Source organism: Hominisplanchenecus murintestinalis (assembly GCF_943193015.1).
Taxonomy (GTDB): Bacteria; Bacillota; Clostridia; order Lachnospirales; family Lachnospiraceae; genus Hominisplanchenecus_A; species Hominisplanchenecus_A murintestinalis.
The window spans coordinates 18290-35831 of sequence record NZ_CALPCM010000029.1 but is presented as its reverse complement, the minus strand read 5'-3'; the positions used below and the strand labels follow the sequence as shown (position 1 = coordinate 35831).

General features: G+C 46.9%; 8 protein-coding genes and 1 pseudogene. 8 read left to right on the top strand and 1 reads right to left on the bottom strand.

What is annotated here, in order from left to right; genetic code table 11:
* The 7 genes and pseudogenes from NFR99_RS10425 to NFR99_RS10395 form a co-directional block, all read left to right on the top strand.
* Positions 1-1253: pseudogene (locus tag NFR99_RS10425) on the top strand (hypothetical protein); the annotation flags it as partial.
* Between the two features lie 196 nt (positions 1254-1449).
* Positions 1450-3885, top strand: coding sequence for a LuxR C-terminal-related transcriptional regulator (locus NFR99_RS10420; protein WP_120485478.1), 2436 nt, complete (start codon positions 1450-1452; stop codon positions 3883-3885).
* A 116-nt stretch (positions 3886-4001) separates the two neighbouring features.
* Positions 4002-6668, top strand: a complete 2667-nt coding sequence (locus tag NFR99_RS10415) for a glycosyltransferase (protein ID WP_251353573.1) — start codon at positions 4002-4004, stop codon at positions 6666-6668.
* 229 nt (positions 6669-6897) lie between these two features.
* On the top strand, positions 6898-8490 hold the full coding sequence (locus NFR99_RS10410; protein WP_251353572.1) for an ABC transporter substrate-binding protein: 1593 nt from the start codon (positions 6898-6900) through the stop codon (positions 8488-8490).
* Positions 8491-8518: 28 nt separating this feature from the next.
* Entirely contained in the window at positions 8519-9709 is a 1191-nt protein-coding gene (locus NFR99_RS10405) for a hypothetical protein (protein WP_251353571.1), read from the top strand.
* 68 nt (positions 9710-9777) lie between these two features.
* On the top strand, positions 9778-10659 hold the full coding sequence (locus tag NFR99_RS10400; RefSeq protein WP_120485470.1) for an ABC transporter ATP-binding protein: 882 nt from the start codon (positions 9778-9780) through the stop codon (positions 10657-10659).
* Entirely contained in the window at positions 10656-12914 is a 2259-nt protein-coding gene (locus tag NFR99_RS10395) for a hypothetical protein (protein WP_251353570.1), read from the top strand. The genes NFR99_RS10400 and NFR99_RS10395 overlap by 4 nt, the downstream gene beginning before the upstream one ends.
* Here NFR99_RS10395 and NFR99_RS10390 read toward each other — a convergent pair.
* Positions 12831-15521 (bottom strand): YfhO family protein, encoded by a 2691-nt coding sequence (locus NFR99_RS10390; RefSeq protein WP_251353569.1) that lies wholly within the window; start codon positions 15519-15521, stop codon positions 12831-12833. The genes NFR99_RS10395 and NFR99_RS10390 overlap by 84 nt on opposite strands.
* A 178-nt stretch (positions 15522-15699) precedes the next feature.
* On the opposite strand from NFR99_RS10390, the gene NFR99_RS10385 reads away from it, so the two are divergent.
* On the top strand, positions 15700-17532 hold the full coding sequence (locus tag NFR99_RS10385; RefSeq protein ID WP_251353568.1) for a glycosyltransferase family 2 protein: 1833 nt from the start codon (positions 15700-15702) through the stop codon (positions 17530-17532).
* Positions 17533-17542: the final 10 nt, after the last annotated feature.

Sequence of the window (17542 nt, the reverse complement as noted above, 5' to 3'; positions counted from 1 at the left end):
CCGGCAGCGTAACGATAGGGGAGGGGGCTGTCGTAACAATTATGCCTGACGCATCCCTGACAATAGACAACGGCGGCACGCTTACGAATAACGGCAGCATAGAAGGCGAGGGAGCCTTTACGGTAAACGGTCTGCTTATCGGAACCGGGACTTTGGGAGAAGGGATGCAGATGGCATTTCTCTTGACAGAAGATATGGTGGCAGACGTGGGAAACGCTGTTTATTGTGCAGAGCCTATCGTGCCGGAACCGGAAGTTTCCGTAATGATTGGCGAGAGGAAGACCACATTTGAAAAAGACGTAGATTTTACATATAGCTATGCGAACAACACGAATCCCGGCAGGGCAGACATTACGGTTACGCCGAAAGAGGGAGGGAAACTTATGGGCGAAGCCGTAACAAAGTATTTTATGATTGGGAAAGCCGAACAGGCAGCTCCCGCGGCATGTAACCTGACATTTACAGAAAATGAAGATAAACAGACATTCACGGCAACGATAGAGAGGACAGAGGGAGCGGAATACAGTTTTGACGGGGAGACATGGACAGATGGGAATACAAAAAGCGACTGCCAGCCGAATACGGCATATACGGCATATATACGGATGAAAGAAACGGATACGCATTTCGCCAGCGATGTTGTGAAGGCGACGTTGAAATCACCGGGATTAAAGGGGAATGAAGGAAATACGGGCGTAACAGAGAATCAGATGACAGCTCCGGAAATTTTAAAGCTAAAAGCTATTGCCGGAAGAAAAGGCATATCTGTACAGGTAACGGTAAAGCCTGTTGCGGGCGCGGAGCGATACGAGATTTACCGTATATCGGGAAAGAAAACCACATTGGTTAAAACGACATTGTCAGGGAAAACCCAAATCCAGGATGAAAAACCTGTACAGAGCGCGAAATATTATGCGGTAGCGGTAACAAAAGATGGCAGTGTGAAAAGCGCAGCCGGGGCAGTAAAGGCAATCAGGCTTGCCAAAGGAACGAAGATAAAGAAGGTTTTGTCCACATCCAAAGGAATAAAAATCACATGGAAGAAAGGAAAAAGTGCAAAAAAATACGTGCTGTACCGTTCAACAAAGAAAAATTCCGGTTATGTGAGAGTGAAAACCCTTGGAAAGAAGAAATTAAGTTATGTGGATAAGAAAGCAAAGAAAGGCAAAAAATACTATTATAGGATAGCCGTAGTTACCAAATCGAATCCAAGTCCAATGAGCACGGCGTCGAAACGTGTGAAACGCAGATAAGGATATCCAACAGGATAAGATATAATGGATAAAAGAACTGCTGCTTTAACGGTTGAAAAGCCGTGAAGCGGCAGCTTTCTGTGTTTTAAATGAAAACTCCTGGCCGCTTGGCTGGTTTGTTTTTTGCTATTGTCGGGTACAATATTGCGAAATAGAATGATTAAAACGCCAGGTTTTGTGAAAAAAGGAGAGTTTTATGTCGAAGAATAAAAGAAAGCAGTTATCTATAGATGAACATTATGTACGTCCGCAGGCTTCATGGGAGCAGATGAAAGCTGCAAAAAATATCGGGCAGACCGTATATATCTATGGCGTGACGGGAACGGGAAAGACTTCTTTTGCGGTGGATTTCCTGGGCAGGAAAAGATATCAGTATGTTTCCGTATCTGATACCGGAATCGAGGAAATTGCCGCGATGGTATCGGAAAAGACAGAGTTACAGACAACTCTTGTGATAGATGATTTACATCTGCTGGAAACATGGGAGGAACGAAGTCTCTACGGGCAGTTAATAGAGGAGCTGAGCGTCAGAAAAGATGTCTGGCTGATATTGATATCAAGGGCTTCGATACCGAAATGGCTAAAGTCTGTCCATATCCGTCATTTTTTCGTGACGATAGGGGAAGAACAGTTATTTTTGACAGAGAAGGAGCAGGAAATTTATTTAGAAAAATGGGAAGTGTACCCAACGGAAGCTGCCAGTAAAAGGATTCGGGAGCTGGGGCATGGGCATCCCCTTTATCTCCAGATTGCAGCCATGAGGCTTAAGGGCATTCCAAAGTTTGAAAGAACAGAAGACAAGGAAGAAGCAGAGCTTCACGAAATTGAAGAATCCAGAAAAGATATCTGGGATTATTTTGAGGTACATGTGTATGACCAGTGGAACGTGGAACTGCAGGAGTTTTTGGAGTCAATATCTATTGTAGAACAATTTGATCTGCGGACGGCGCAGCAGATTACAAAGAAAAAGAACGCGGGAAGACTGCTTGTGCAGGCGCTGGAGATGGGAAATTTCCTGATAGAAGAAAGTGAAAACGAACAGAGCGTATATGAGATGAGAATTCCTATGAAATATTCTATGCGCAGGAGGCTTTTTGCAAAATATTCACAGGATTATATTGGAGAGCTGTATTACAGCGCGGGAAACAGCTACGAGATGGAAGGGAATATCATGGAAGCGCTTAAGATGTATGAAACGTGCCATAACGAAGAGGGGATTTCGCGGATACTGATTGAAAATATGAGAAGGAATCCGGCGTCCGGAAATTATTTTGAACTAAGGCATTATTATCTTACGCTTCCGGAGGAAAAGATAAAAACGAGCGTGGAGCTGATGGCGGGTATGAGTATGCTGCAGTCCATTCTTTTAAATGAAGAGGAAAGCGAACGCTGGTATCAGGAACTCCTTAATTATGCGAAAGAAAAGTCAGGGGGAATAAAAAGAGCGATAGAAGCCAAAATTTTATATCTGGATATCGGTTTGCCGCACAGGGGAATTATTCACTTAACAGATATTTTTAAACATGCGGGAATATTTTTAACAGAGAGAAAAACGGTTTTGCCGGAATTTTCCGTTACCAGCAATCTGCCTTCAATGATGAACGGAGGAAAAGATTTTTGTGAATGGAGTAGGAAAGATAAAGAGCTGGCAAAAACAATGGGAAAGATTGTACCATTTGTACTTGGGAAGTATGGGAAGGGTCTGGTAGCTCTTGCCCTTGCAGAGAGTTTCTTTGAAAAAGGCGGGGATGATTACGAAGTGGCGTCTTTGGCAGGAAAAGGAAGGATGCAGGCGGAGAGCGGCGGGAAGACAGAGCAGGTCTTTGTGGCCGTGGGAATTTTGACACAGCTATCCATTTTAAACAATCATATGGGGGACGCATGGGATATGCTGGAAAGTTTCCGGAAAGTGGCAGAGAAGGAAGCGCCAAAACTTCTGCCGAATATCAGCGCTATGTCAGTAAGGATGGACTTATATATGGGAAGAATTGGAGAAATATGCCAATGGCTGAAAGAAGCGCCGGATGAGAACGCAGAGTTCAACGTGATGGATCGTTACCGTTATTTGACAAAAATACGGATATATCTGGCGGTCGGGTGGAAAGAAAAAGCGCTTCTGTTGTTGGAAAAGATGCGCTATTATGCAGAAAAAATGCGTAGAACTTATGTAGAGATAGAAGTCATGATACTGTCGGCTATCACTCGATACCGCATGGGAATGAACGGATGGCGGGAGATTTTGCAGGAAGCAGTGGCAAAGGCGGAGGATTATCATTTTGTACGGATTCTTACAAGGGAGGGCGCGGCGCTCCTGAAACTTTTGAAAGCAGATACGGTTATATGGCGGGATCAGGCATTTAAAAAGCAGGTTCTAAAGGAATGTACACAGATGGCAGAATTTTATCCGGCATACTTAAAAGAAAAGCAGGAGGGAAATGTGCTCCTGACAGATAAGGCGTTAAAAATCCTGCGGCTGCAGGCAGAGGGTTTGTCCGTAGAAAAAATTGCGGAGCAGCTTGGATTGTCCAAAGCGGGAGTAAAGTATTACAATCAGGAAACATATAAAAAATTAAAGGTGAACAACAAGGCCGCCGCAGTGGCGGAGGCGAAGAACCGAAGACTTTTATACTAGACAAATGCCACGCTTGCGACGGAAATGGGGGGATAATTCTTGATATTATGCCAGAGAAACGGTATAATGGGCAATATAATGACAGGAGAGGTGATTGTGATAGCAGGGAGGTGCACATGAACAAGAACAAAGGCGCCATTGACATCGTGATCCCGGTGTACAATGGCTATGAGGATATACAGCTATGTATGGACAGCATTCGCAGACATACGGATTTGGGAAAGCACAGAGTTCTCCTGATTAACGACTGCAGTCCGGACGAGCGCATCCGTCCCTGGCTGGACGCACAGGCGGGGGAACATGTGATAGTGCTGCATAACGAGAAGAACCAGGGGTTTTCTGCAAATGTAAATAAGGGAATGCTGTATTCCGACAGGGATGTGATTCTGCTGAATGCGGATACCATCGTTACGAAAGGCTGGGTGGAGAAGATTCAGGCATGCGCCTACCTGTCCAGGCGGAACGCTACCGTAACGCCGCTCTCGAATAGTGCGACGCTCTGTTCCGTGCCTGTGTTCTGCCGGGACAACCCGGTGCCGGAAAATGTGACGGTTGATGAGTATGCGGCGCTGATTGAGCGGTGCAGCCTGCACCGTTATCCGAGGATTACGGTGGCAGTGGGCTTCTGTATGTATATCAAGCGGCAGGTGATTGAGGAAGTGGGGCTGTTTGATGCGGAAACGTTCGGACGGGGCTACGGGGAGGAAAATGATTTCTGCAACCGCTGTGAGCAGATGGGTTACCGCCATGTGATGTGCGATGATACCTTTATCTATCACAAGGGCACGGCTTCTTTTGATACGGCGGAGAAGCAGGCGCTGTGTGACGCGCATAATCAGATTTTAGAGAAGCGCTATCCGATGCAGATGAGGAAAAACCATCTTTATTGTATGGAGAATCCTGATCAGGAGATTCGCGACAATATCGAAATGTACCGGAAGCTGTTTAATGGACATAAAAATATTCTTTATCTTCTGCATCTGGACTTTCAGACGGATGCATTTAATAATATCGGGGGGACGCAGCTCCATGTGAGGGATTTGATGACGGCGCTGCGGAAGGAGTACAATGTTTTTGTAGCTGCCAGGGATTTGGACTGCCTGCGGGTGACGGCATACACGGAAACAGAGGAGATTTCTCTGAAATTCCATATCGGTGAGCCGGAGAAGTTCCCGGTTTTTTATGATGAGACGCTGGCGAAAGTGTTTGGGGAAGTGCTTCGGGCGTTTTCTATTGATTTGGTGCATGTGCATCATACGCAGGACTTATCGTTAGATATTTATGAGACGGCGGCAGGGCTTGGCATTCCGGTAATTGCTACACTCCATGACTATTACTATGCGTGTCCTACGGTGAAACTGCTGAATGGGGAAGGAAAATTTTGTCCGAACCAGGATGAGAAGAACTGTACGGGCTGCCTGCACCAGACCTGCGGTTTTGCGGCGCAGATTTCGTATATGGAAAAGTGGCAGAGGGAGAATGAAAGGGCGCTGAACCTGTGTGAGAGGATTATTTTTCCGTCAGAAAGTGCGAAAAGTGTGGTTACAGCGATTTTCCCGTCTTTGATGGGGAAGTCCCTTGTGATTTCCCACGGTTCGGATTTCATTAAAAATGAGAAAAGCACTCTGGTACTGCATGGAGAGATCGAGAAATCGAAGCGTGTGAAAACTCATCTCGACCAGGTGCCGGGTACGAAACGGGGCTTTAACTATGTAACGGGTTGGGCGTATTTTGACAGTGCAGACAATAAGGAAGTGAAGCTTTATCTGGAAGTAGCAGATGCGTCAGGGCGTGTGTTTACCGTGCCATTACAGAAAAAAGCAAGGCCGGACGTGGTAAACAGTACCGGGCAGCCGGGCGTACTCTGGTGCGGCATCCACACGGTATTTTCCATCCCGGATATGGCGGAAGGAAAGTGTAAGCTGCGGCTGGTTCTGGAGCATCGGGGGTGCTATTTTACAGACGGAAAGGTGTACGGCGGAAACTATCGGGCGGAGCAGGGTGAGCCTGGCAGAATGAACGTGGCGTTTATCGGCGGTATGGTTCCGGCAAAAGGCAGCCGCCTGGTGTATGAGCTTCTCCAGAAGGAGACCGCAGAGATTAACTGGTTTATCATGGGAGCTATTGGTGATGACTGCCTAAATCGGCTTGAAGAAAGACCGTACACATATTTCAGCAATGTATATGAAAAAGATGATATCTTTGAGCTTTTGAAAAGCAGTAAAATTGACGTTATCTGTATTATGCCTACCTGGGCAGAAACCTTTTGCTATACTGTGTCTGAGGCGTGGCTGTGCGGCATTCCGGTGGTAGGTGCAGATATCGGCGCGGTGGGGGAGCGTATCCGGGAGACAGGAGCGGGATGGACGGTAGACGTAAATACGAAACCAGAAGAACTTCTTAAACTTCTGCATCACATCCGGAAGCACCCGGAGGAACTGGAGGAGAAGCGGAAGAACGTCAAAAAACTTCGAATAAAACATATCGGTGAAATGTGCCGGGAATATGAAGAATTTTACAGGGGAATTTTGGAGCGGCATCCTGTCGTTCATACAGATGAAGGAATAGATTTTGACTTTATTTTCCAGGGACTGGCGCTGGCGAATCCTCATGTAAGAGGGAAAGGCAATGTGGCCTCTCTGAATATGCTGAGGGAGGAAAATAAACGGCTTACGGCATCTATGGAGATGCTGAAAGGAACGACCTCCTACAAAATCGCACGGAAGATTTCAGACGCGGATATTCCGTTTAAAGAGACTCTGAAAAAAATCATAAAAAGATAGAAAAGCGTATCATAGGGCAGATAAGAGTGAAAGCTTTTATCTGTCTTTTTTGCGGCTATTTTTGTGAAATAAGGAACCGTTAAGTTGTTTTCTAAGGAAAGGCTGATTAAGTGTGAGAAATTTAAGAAAAAATAAAGAATCCTCTAAGACACATTTAAAACATGATTTATATGATATCAGCAAGGAATACATAACGATTCAGAGAGGCATAGAGGAAGGAGAGGTTGGGATGAAAAGGAAGAAATTTTTGGCGGCAATGATTTCAGCAGCAGTGTTGCTTTCGGCGTGTCAGAGTATACCCCGGGGAGGGGCGGAGGATATGTCAGAGATTGTCCGGGAATCCGGGAAGGGAAAAACAGCAGAACAGGACGGAGATACTCTGGTGTGGAGGATTGCGTGTGCCGGCGGCTTTTCGGAGGAGGAAGCAGGTGAAGTGTGCGCCGGGTGGCAAAATGAAGTGAACGCTGTGCTGCGGGATAAGGGCGCGGGCTACTCTGTAAGGATAGAAGCATTTGGAGGAGAGAGCGAGGGGGCTGAGGAAGCCGTGCAGACGGCAGATGAGCTGGAAAATCTGAAAAAATCGGGAGCTCAGACGGATTTAATCAGTCTGACGCCGGCTATGCTGTACTATCCGGAATTGAAGGGATACCACCTGGTTTATCCTGCATGTGCCGGAAAGGGATTGCTGATGCCTTTAGATGAGCTGCTAAAGGGAGAAAAAGGCGGGGAGCTGCGAGAAGTGATTCCTTCAAAGGATTTGGAGAGAGCAAAGATTGACGGGACAACGTATGGCGTATCTACCGTTCTTCCTGTCACCGGGGCGGCGCTGTATTCAAAGGAGCAGATGAAAAAATATGATGTCACGGCAGAGGAACTGAAAGGAAGCGTGTTTGATAAAGAGAGCCTGCTTATGAAAATCCGTGATTTATCAGGGGAGGCGCCTTATGGAATCCATTCGGGGGATGTCAGGCAAGAGCTGGGTCTGTGGATTTTGGAACCGACAGAAAATGTAGCGCTTAACAGGGAAGGGACTTTTGTAAATGTTACAGAGACAGATGAATTTAAGGAATATCTGGAAAGGCTGGTGGATTGGAACAAGAAAGGTCTTGTAGAAGTGCTTGGGAAGCCGGAAAATAATAGGCAGAAAATGAAATTTGTACAAAATAGCGGGATGAATTATGCAAAAGAACCTTATGAGACGACTATGGATGTGTCTGTAGGATATCAGGAGGAGAAGGGGGCATCTGTACTGGTAGTTCCTGATGAGACGAGACCGCTTTTGCAGCCTTACTGGGGAGATTATAAACTATGTATTGCATCCTGGACAGAAAACAGGGAAAAAGCAGAGGATTTTCTGGTGCGCCTGATGACGGATGCGGATATAGCAAACAGCATTCAGTATGGAAAAGAAGGGAAGGATTATACATTAGATGGAGATATCGTGCAGATGAAACCACAGGTAAATATCATGCAGTCTTACTTTGGATACGAGTATACGAATCAGATGATTACGCATTCTACGACAGTGATGGCAGCAGATAAGCTGAAATATACAGAAGCTTTCCATAAATCTTACGGGAAAGAAATACCTGATGGATTCCGCTTTGATCCGGCGCCGGTGCTGGAACAGATTGTGGCAACAAATCTGGTATTTGATGGCGTGGATGGGACAGAAACGGCAAGAAAGATTATGGATCTGGAAATAGATGATGTGGAACAGGTAATTGCTTCGATTACCGAAGAACTGAAGCAGGCAGGGATTGATGAAGTGACAGCGGAGGCGAACCGCCAGCTGGAGGCATGGAGAGCTGGAAACAGTTGATGTGATGGAATATATGGAGGGCAAAAGGATGAAAAAAGGAATGGTTTTCGTGTATGGGATATTTATGTTCCTGCTTGCAGGATGTGCGCAGGATTCGGTAGTTGATGTGTCCGGAAAAACGGACGGGGAGTTCCGTGTTTATCAGACGCTTTGTATGGCTGTGGATACCGGAGATGGATTTTACTATTCAGATAATGAAGGATTTTTAAAATATTTTGATTATCAGGCGAAAAAAGAGTCGCTTGTATGCAATAAGCCAAATTGCAGGCATGATAGCTGGTCGGAGTCCATGCCGCAGGAGGAACGGTGCGATGCATATGTATGGACGTCAAGAGGATTTGTGACGGGAGGAAAGCTGTATCTTCTGGAAGAAGGTTTTTGGGAGGATGGGGCAGGAACGAAGCTGCGGATTGTAGAATCTGATTTGGACCGTACAGGACAAAGGGAGATTCAGACGCTGGACGGCGGTATGGTGACAGATTTTGCGGTAAAAGACAAAATTCTGTATGTGTCAGTTGGACAAAGTGAAATGATGGAAATGGAAGGGGGAGGCTGGCAAAACAGCGCCAAGTGCAGGAATAAGCTTTATCGGGTCGATTTGGCGGAGGGCTTAGCAGAAGTGTTAGTGGAGAAAGAGGGATTTAACAGTGATATTGGAATTATGGGGGCAGAGGGAGATATGCTGTACCTGGATTTCAACTATTTTGAGAAGGAATTTGACGGAACGAATTTTGAAGAAGCAAAACTTCATCAGGAGTACTATGCGTATTCCCTGGAAACAAAGAGCATGGCAAAGATTTTACAGGGAAAGTCCCTGTTACCTGGTACAGGGACAGCCATAACGGACGGAAAATTCTATGGGTGTATGGCGTCCGGGGGGAAAACTGCCGAAGAACAAAACACATCTGACTTGAAAAAGATTGACCTGGATACAGGAGAGGAAGAGCTTATTGCCCATGCAAAAAATCTTCATATGATGGAAAGCTGCGCGCTTTATGAAAAGACAGGGGAAATGGGCGGCTTTGTGTATGATTTTGGGCAGGGAAAGGAAATCGCTGCTTCTGCAATGAAGCTGGATAACCTGTATCCTTACTGCCAGGCGGGAGACTATCTGTATGCAGCCCTGTATGATGAAAAGAGCCAGAAATACGTCACAGGATTTCTTGCCCTTGAGAGTCTGGCAGAGGGAGAAGGCGGATTTATTTCAGTGGGAAATTAACGCCGGAAAGATATGTGTACAGATGCATATGTGCAGTTTGCGGGAAGAAAAACAAGGGAGGCGGTCATATGATTTTGGAAATTCAGAATCTGACAAAGAGCTATGGAAAGCATATGGCTTTAAATCAGGTGAGCCTGAGCCTAACACCGGGAGTGTATGCGCTTCTGGGACCAAATGGGGCCGGGAAAAGTACCTTGATGAACCTGATTGCCGGGAATATCCGGCAGGACTACGGAAAAATCTGTTACGATGGGAAAACGACGGAAGCGCTGGGGAGGGAATTCCGCAGGATCCTTGGGTTTATGCCTCAGCAGCAGGGGCTTTATGAAAATTTTACAGCATATCGATTTCTATCTTACATGGCGTCTTTAAAAGGCATGAGCCGGGCAAAAGCAGCAAAAGAAATCGAGTGGGCGCTGGAGATGGTGCATTTGGCAGACAATCGGAATCAGAGATTAGGGGCATTTTCCGGGGGGATGAAGCAGCGCGTTCTGATGGCTCAGGCAATCATGAATGACCCTGAAATTTTGATTCTTGACGAGCCGACGGCGGGGCTTGACCCGAAAGAGCGTATCCGCATCCGAAATATTATCTCGGAAATTGCAATGGATAAGATTGTAATTTTTGCGACTCATGTGGTTTCTGACATAGAACAAATCGCAAAGGAAGCGGTTATGCTAAAAGCGGGGAAAATCGCGGCGGTGAATACACCGGAAGCGCTGTGCGATATGTTGGAGGGAAAAGTGTTTGAAGCAGAGATGAGCCAGGGGGAGCTGGAACGCCTGGAGAATCAGCTCCTGATACGGAATCTTGTGAAGCGGGATGGAAGGCTTATTGTAAGGTTTTTGTCGGAGACGCCTTTGGTGGGAGTCTATAGCAGCGCTGTCCGGGCAGATTTAGAGGATGTGTATCTTTACTATTTTGCAAATGGAAAGGGGGCGATGGCATGAGAGGTTTTTTCAGGGAAATACAGAAAACACTGCTGCGCCTGCCTGGTATGGGAGTCATATTCGCGGCTTTGCTGTTGAATGTCTGCCTGCTTTCGACAAAGGTTCCTTATGAGATGATAGAAACAGATGCGCTGAAAAAGGCAAATGCATATATGAGTGTGCTGCCGAGGGGAAAGTTGTGGGAATTTCCGGACAGGTACGAGAAAGCGTTGGAGACGGGCGGATGGAACCGGGGCCTGCTGTTTTCAGAAAATATGGATTCGGAATATTTTTTGATACAGGAGATGAAGAGACGCATTTTGCAGATTAAGGGATATCCGGAATACTTGAGGAACATCCAGGAACGGGCAGGACAACAGGAAATTTCTATTTTTCAGGATACGTCAGAATATACCAGGCGGAATCTGCAGGCGGCGGCACGGGCATTTGCGCCGCTGATTGGCAGACAGCTTTCGTTTGTGAACAGTGATACGTTTTTAAATGCTACAGAATCTGCGGTGACGGATGTTCTGGTACTGGGCGTGCTCTTTTATCTGATGGTTTCCATGGTTGTTTATGAGAAGGAACACGGGTTGTTTCAGATTCTGCGCGCAACAGCAGACGGACGTGGGGCGCTGATTCGCGCGAAGCTTCTGGCAGGGGCGTTTAGTGGAATATTGCTTACGCTGCTGTTCTGGGGAGTGAACCTGGTGATAGCTGTGTGGCGGTATGGAGCGCTCAATTTATCTGCGCCGCTTCAGGCAGTTTATGGATATGACGGTTCATGTCTGAATATGAGTATCGGACAGTATCTGGCGCTGTTTTTTCTTTCTAAAATAGCAGTATATACGGTGCTTGGCTTTCTTGTATTGCTGCTGGGGATAAAAGCCAGGAATACCATGAAGATTTACATAGGCATATTTCTTGCAGCGGGGATTTCCATGACGTGCTATGCGGCGGGGGCGTATTCGGGGATTCATATTCTACACTATATGAACCTGCAGTTTTTGGTGGAAGTCGTGTCTGCTTACCGGTTTTATTTCAATCTGAATTTTTTTGGATATCCTGTCCCAATTATCTGGTTGTTTTGGGGCAGCATTATTTGTATGGGAGGAGTTCTATGGTTCCTGAACTGGAGGGTATTTACCGGAAAGCATTTTGCAGCAGATATTAAACGGGGGTGGAAACGCAGGGAAGGAAAGCAGAGGCGTCCAAATGTAAGTTTATTTTCTCATGAGCTATATAAGTTTCTGATTTCCGGTCATGGATGGGTAATCCTGTGCCTGCTGGTGGTTCTTCAGGGATGGATGTATGTCCAGAAAAGTACACGGGTGTATGGAGACGAATACTATTATAAGCAGTATATGGAGCGTATGGCGGGGCGGCTCGACCAGGAGAAGGTGCGGTTTTTGTGGGAGGAACAGAAGAATTTCAAAGAAAGTGAGAAGCTTCTGGAAAAGAAGCAGAAAGAATATGAAAAGAAAAAGATATCAGAAGCGGAGCTGAATGCGGTGATGCAGCTTGTTTCCAGAAAGCTTGAGCCAAAAGCAGCGTTCCAGAGAGTTCTTAGCAGAGCAGAGTTTGCAGAACGGCATGGTACGCCTATGGTGTATGAGGGAGGTTATCTGGAGCTGTTTGGATATGGAAGTTCAGGGGAGCAAGAGGATATGCAGCAGGCGGGGATGATGGTGGCAGCGCTGATTCTATTGCTGGTCCCGTACTGTGCGGGAGAATATTCGCAGGGAATGATGAAACTGGTAGGGACGCAGTACTATGGAAGGAGAAGAACTTTGTGGGTAAAAGGGATAATCGGGCTGCTGGCGTGCATTGTGGTGTGCCTTATCGTGTATGTTCCAAAGCTCATTTATATTGGAGAGGTGTATGGATATGCCGGAATCCTGGAAAATGCGGCTGCAATCCCGCTTCTGGCAAACGGTTTCCTGGACGGGCCGCTGTGGGCATATCTGTTGACAGTGTATGGGCTGCGGTTCCTTGCGGCAGCCGTGACTGCCGCACTTATCCTGGCTGTATCCGTCAACCGCAAAAATACAGCCCAGGCAGTGTCTTTGATGATGGCGGCGTTGGCGCTGCCTCTGGGACTTCATATACTGGGAATCCGTTTGGCGGATTACATTTCACTGAATATGTTTTACTCCGTCAATCAGATGCTGAACCAGCGGACGCCGGGACTGTTAATTTTGGGAATCTGCATGCTGCTGCTTCTTTTGGAAGGCGCGGCGCTTTACCTGGCAGAAACCATGGGGAGAGAGGGCTGAGAGTATAAGGAAGATGCTCCAGCCGAGCAGGCTCAGCAGGATACCCGTCTGCAGGCCGGGCGCCTGGTATTCCAGACGGATTTCATGGTTTCCGGCAGTCAGGCCGAGAGCCATGAATCCGTAATCAGCCCGATGGATTTTTGCGGTTTTTCCATCTATATAAGCGTTCCATCCGTCCTCATAAGGGATGCTTACCATCAGCGTCCCATCTACAGAGTTGTTTACATTACCTTCCACCAGCGTATCTTTCGCAGGCGCAGGAAACTGTACTTCTGCTCGTGTATGCTCTGTCCAGATGGAAGGAGCGCCGTAGAAATGTATTTTGCTGATTTTTCCATTGATAGCTCCGGCAGTGGAGGAAATGCGGATTGTTCTGCAGGTTCGGTTTGGAATACGGAGCCTTACATGCACTTTTTTCTTGTCCTCCGTAGCGGAGATATAGCGGCAGCAGGAATTGTTTAAAGTCACGGCGGCCACAGCGGGAGAATCGAAGGTGATGGTAAAGTCTGCGTAAATACGTTCATAACTTTCCAGTTTTTCCCTGTCAATGGGAATTGTCAGTTCTTCCGTGCCGGCAAAATGCTGTCCCTTAATCGTATATTTCACTTTTTTCAGTTCATAATCTTTCAGGACGGCAGCATCACCGCAGCCGGAATGCTCTACAATCAGATAGTCTGTAAGAAAAGAATCCATATCAATAGAAGATGTATTCCGCGGAATTTTATCTTCGGAAATAATCTTCGTGTAAAATTTTCCGATAGAACCGGTATTCTGGTTTTGGTATACATACAGGTTTCCAAATTGCTTTTTCAGGGAAAATCCATCCACATCCAGGGCAGGGTTTTTAGAGAGCAGGTACTTGATATTTACCAGGGAAGCAAGCTCTGCATCGTAGACGGTCTGGCGGTAACTGAACATGGACGGGGATAAGCGTTCCAGACCCGGCCACAGTTTCTTGATAAACCGTGCCACATACCTGTTTGGTGCGGAATTGTAAGTGCTCACGCCGAAATAGTTCTGAGCCAGCGCGTCCATACAGTAACTTCCGGCATCATAATCTTTTTCTACGCGGTAGAAGGTCTCGTCATTTTCACGAAGATAGTCAAGCGCTTCGGTCATATCCGCCCCATAGAGCTGTTCAAAATATTCGGTGTCGCTTTTTTGCAGAGTATTCCGATTATTGTAAGCATGGTAGCTGTCGTAAATCATATTGACAATAACCAGCATAAGCAGCAGCGCAGGAGCAAGGAAAGACGGAAGTGCAAAGCGTTTCTGCCAGCCAAGGAGCAGTACGGCAATCATCAGGAATCCCAGGAGACAGATGAAGAGGGGAGATGCCTGCACTGCTTCCGGAGCTGTCAGAAAAAGAACGGCAAAAAGCGCCGCCGAGACGGCAAGCCCCGGGAAGTTAATTTTCCTTTTTGAAAAAATCTGTTCGAGAGAAAAGGCCATGAGCAGCGCGGCAAAAGGCATAAATACAAACGTGTGCCTGGAAAAGGCGCGGACAAAGGCGTTAAATACCATGCTTCCTGCCTGGATAAAAATAAAAAAGCAGGAGAGAGCTACTGCAAGGTACTGGGCGGCTTTCTGTTTCTTGGAAGCATCCTGCCTGTGGATTGTAAACAAGTACTGGAAAAACAAGATGACAAACAAGATGCCGATAAACAGCACAGGCGCTTCGTAGTAATTCACATCGCCCACATAATTGTCAGAAATCCCACACAAATTTGAAGAAAACAGGCGGTAGAAAGCCGTGGAATAAAAGGCGTCCCCAAAAGGTTTCATGTTGCCTAAAAATCGTTCAATCAGAGACAGGCTGGCGTCCATCCGTGAAGAAATATTTGTCAGGTAAAGCATGGAAGGCAGGAAAACTGCCATCATCATCAAAAGCCCCAGCAGAATAGAACCACAATTCATAAGGAAAAGTTTTATGCGCACCTTAAAACTTTCTTCCATAGAAAAAATGCGGAACAGGAGATACAGGCCCAGGGCAAGCAGCGTCATATATGCCATGTACACACTGCTTAAAACAGAAATACTTACGGCGAGCGCCAGCAAAAAGCTGAATTGTTTCCGCCTGACAGCCCGCTCAGCCAGCAAGAGCAGAAGCGGCAGCAGGATAACAAACAGGCCAAACTGGTAATGCTGTCCCCAGACCAGAAGATATCCGTTAAAACCATAGAGGTATGCTCCAATCACGCGTGTTCTTGCGGAGAATTTAAATTCGCCTAAGAAAAAGAACATCACCGTAGCGGCAAGGAAAATCTGCAGAATCTCGAAATAAACCATCAGCATGGGCAGATGGGCGGGGCCTGTCACTGTACCTGCCAGATAGAGCAGGAACAGAAGGGGATGGAACAGGTTCAGGGCATACATGCTGGTGCCGAAACCATTCGTAAAATCCCATAGAGAAAGATTGCCGTCCCGCAGGGAATTGATAATCGAATTGTAATGCATCAGATACTGCTGCAGCGTATCTGAACCTACATCTTTAAATACGGCAAGCTCATCGCCAAAGATAAACCGCCGGAAAATTACCAGACAGCTGAGCAGAATCAGAAGCCACAGAAAGAAAAGGGCTTTGGTGGGTGCGCTGAGTTTTTTCATCTTGACCTCCTTGTGACAAACCGCAATTTGATACTGAATAGTTTGTATTTATGGAGAGTATAGCATGTTGTCACTTGACATGCAATTTGAATTTGACTATGATAAGGACAGCAGATAAATAGAAGTTGCTGTGAACGGAGCGAACAGTGACGATACGTAGAAAAGAGAATATATTTTCATGAAGTTTATAGATAAAGTCACAAATTATTATAAAGAACACGGTGCGAAGGGCGTGGCGTGGCGGGTGATGGAGAAGCTGACAGGTATCCGCCCGGGAGCTATTTCTTATTCGAAATGGATAGCGCAGAATACTCCGGATGAGCGGGAGCTTGCACGGCAGGGGGATGAGCAGTTTCCGTATATGCCTGTGTTTAGCATAGTAGTTCCTTTGTTCCGCACGAAGGCGGCGTATCTCGGGGAACTGATTGAGTCTGTCAGGAGCCAAAGTTACGGTGCGTGGGAGCTGTGCCTGTCTGACGGAAGCGGGGAAGATTCGCCGCTGACCGGGATTCTGGAGGAATACTGCCGTATGGATGGGAGAATCCGTGTTGTCCGTGCAGAGAAGCCGCTGGGGATTTCGGAAAATACGAATGCAGCTATATGGATGGCAAGGGGGGATTATCTGGTTTTTGCCGACCATGATGATATCCTGGCTCCGGATGCGCTGTATGAGTGTGCGCATAGAATCTATGAGGATGGCGTCTATGACGTGCTGTATTCTGACGAAGATAAGATTTCCATGGACGGGAAAAAACGGTTTGACCCACAGTTTAAGACGGATTTTAATCCGGATTTGCTCAGAAGCATGAACTACATCTGCCATTTGCTTGTGGTACGGCGGGAATTTGCCTGCCAGGTGGGATTTTTGGACGGCTCGTATGATGGCGCTCAGGATTATGATTTTATCCTGCGGTGTGCGGAATCTACGGAGAAAATCGCTCATATTCCGAAGGTTTTGTACCATTGGCGGTGTCATGGGGACTCTACGGCTGTGAATCAGGAGAGCAAGCTTTACGCTTTTGAAGCGGGGCGGCGTGCTCTGCAGGCGCATCTGGACAGGCTGGGAATACGCGGAGAGGTGAGCCGGGGAGAGTATCTTGGACTGTACCGGACGCGTTATTTTGTGAAAGATGAACCGTTAGTATCGATATTGATTCCAAACAAAGATCATAGGGAGGATTTGGAACGGTGTATTTCTTCCCTGCATCAAAAGTCCCTGTATCGGAATTATGAGATTCTTATTATAGAAAATAACAGTGAACGGCAGGAGACGTTTGCGCTTTACGAGGAACTGATGCGTGCAGATGAGCGGGTGAAGGTGGTGACGTATCAGGGAAGCTTTAACTATTCGGCAATCAATAATTTTGGCGCATCTCACGCATTGGGAGAATATTTTCTCTTTTTAAATAACGATACGGAGATGATCAGTGAGGAGAGCATCGGGGAGATGCTGGAGCTCTGCAGCCGGGAAAATACGGGAGCCGTGGGAGCGCGGCTGTACTATGGGGACGGCACGGTTCAGCATGCGGGTGTAGTTATCGGTCTGGGCGGGATTGCCGGACATGCGTTTTCGGGAGAGCGCAGGAGCGCGACCGGGTATTGCAGGAGAATAATCTGTACACAGGATATGAGTGCGGTGACAGCGGCCTGCATGATGATGAAACGGCAGGATTTCGAGGAACTGGGCGGATTTGATGAGAGCCTGGAGGTTACCTTTAATGATGTGGATTTGTGCCTTAGGGTTCGGGAGATGGGAAAATGGGTGGTATATACGCCTTATGCACAGTTTTACCACTATGAGTCGAAATCCAGGGGGAATGAAGATACCACGGAGAAGGTTGAAAGATTCCACGGGGAAATCAGGCGCTTTCTTGATAAATGGAGCAGTTTTCTGGAAAAGGGAGATCCTTTTTACAGTCCGAACCTGACACGGATGCGCCCGGATTTTTCACTGAGGGATAAGACGCTGGAGCCGCATATCGGTGTCCCAGAGATTTATAAAGACATATAGAAAAAGGATG

Coding starts and splice junctions, on each gene's coding strand:
- NFR99_RS10415 (WP_251353573.1), top strand. CDS start 4,002: ATGAACAAGAACAAAGGCGCCATTGACATCGTGATCCCGGTGTACAAT.
- NFR99_RS10400 (WP_120485470.1), top strand. CDS start 9,778: ATGATTTTGGAAATTCAGAATCTGACAAAGAGCTATGGAAAGCATATG.
- NFR99_RS10390 (WP_251353569.1), bottom strand. CDS start 15,521: ATGAAAAAACTCAGCGCACCCACCAAAGCCCTTTTCTTTCTGTGGCTT.
- NFR99_RS10395 (WP_251353570.1), top strand. CDS start 10,656: ATGAGAGGTTTTTTCAGGGAAATACAGAAAACACTGCTGCGCCTGCCT.
- NFR99_RS10405 (WP_251353571.1), top strand. CDS start 8,519: ATGAAAAAAGGAATGGTTTTCGTGTATGGGATATTTATGTTCCTGCTT.
- NFR99_RS10385 (WP_251353568.1), top strand. CDS start 15,700: ATGAAGTTTATAGATAAAGTCACAAATTATTATAAAGAACACGGTGCG.
- NFR99_RS10420 (WP_120485478.1), top strand. CDS start 1,450: ATGTCGAAGAATAAAAGAAAGCAGTTATCTATAGATGAACATTATGTA.
- NFR99_RS10410 (WP_251353572.1), top strand. CDS start 6,898: ATGAAAAGGAAGAAATTTTTGGCGGCAATGATTTCAGCAGCAGTGTTG.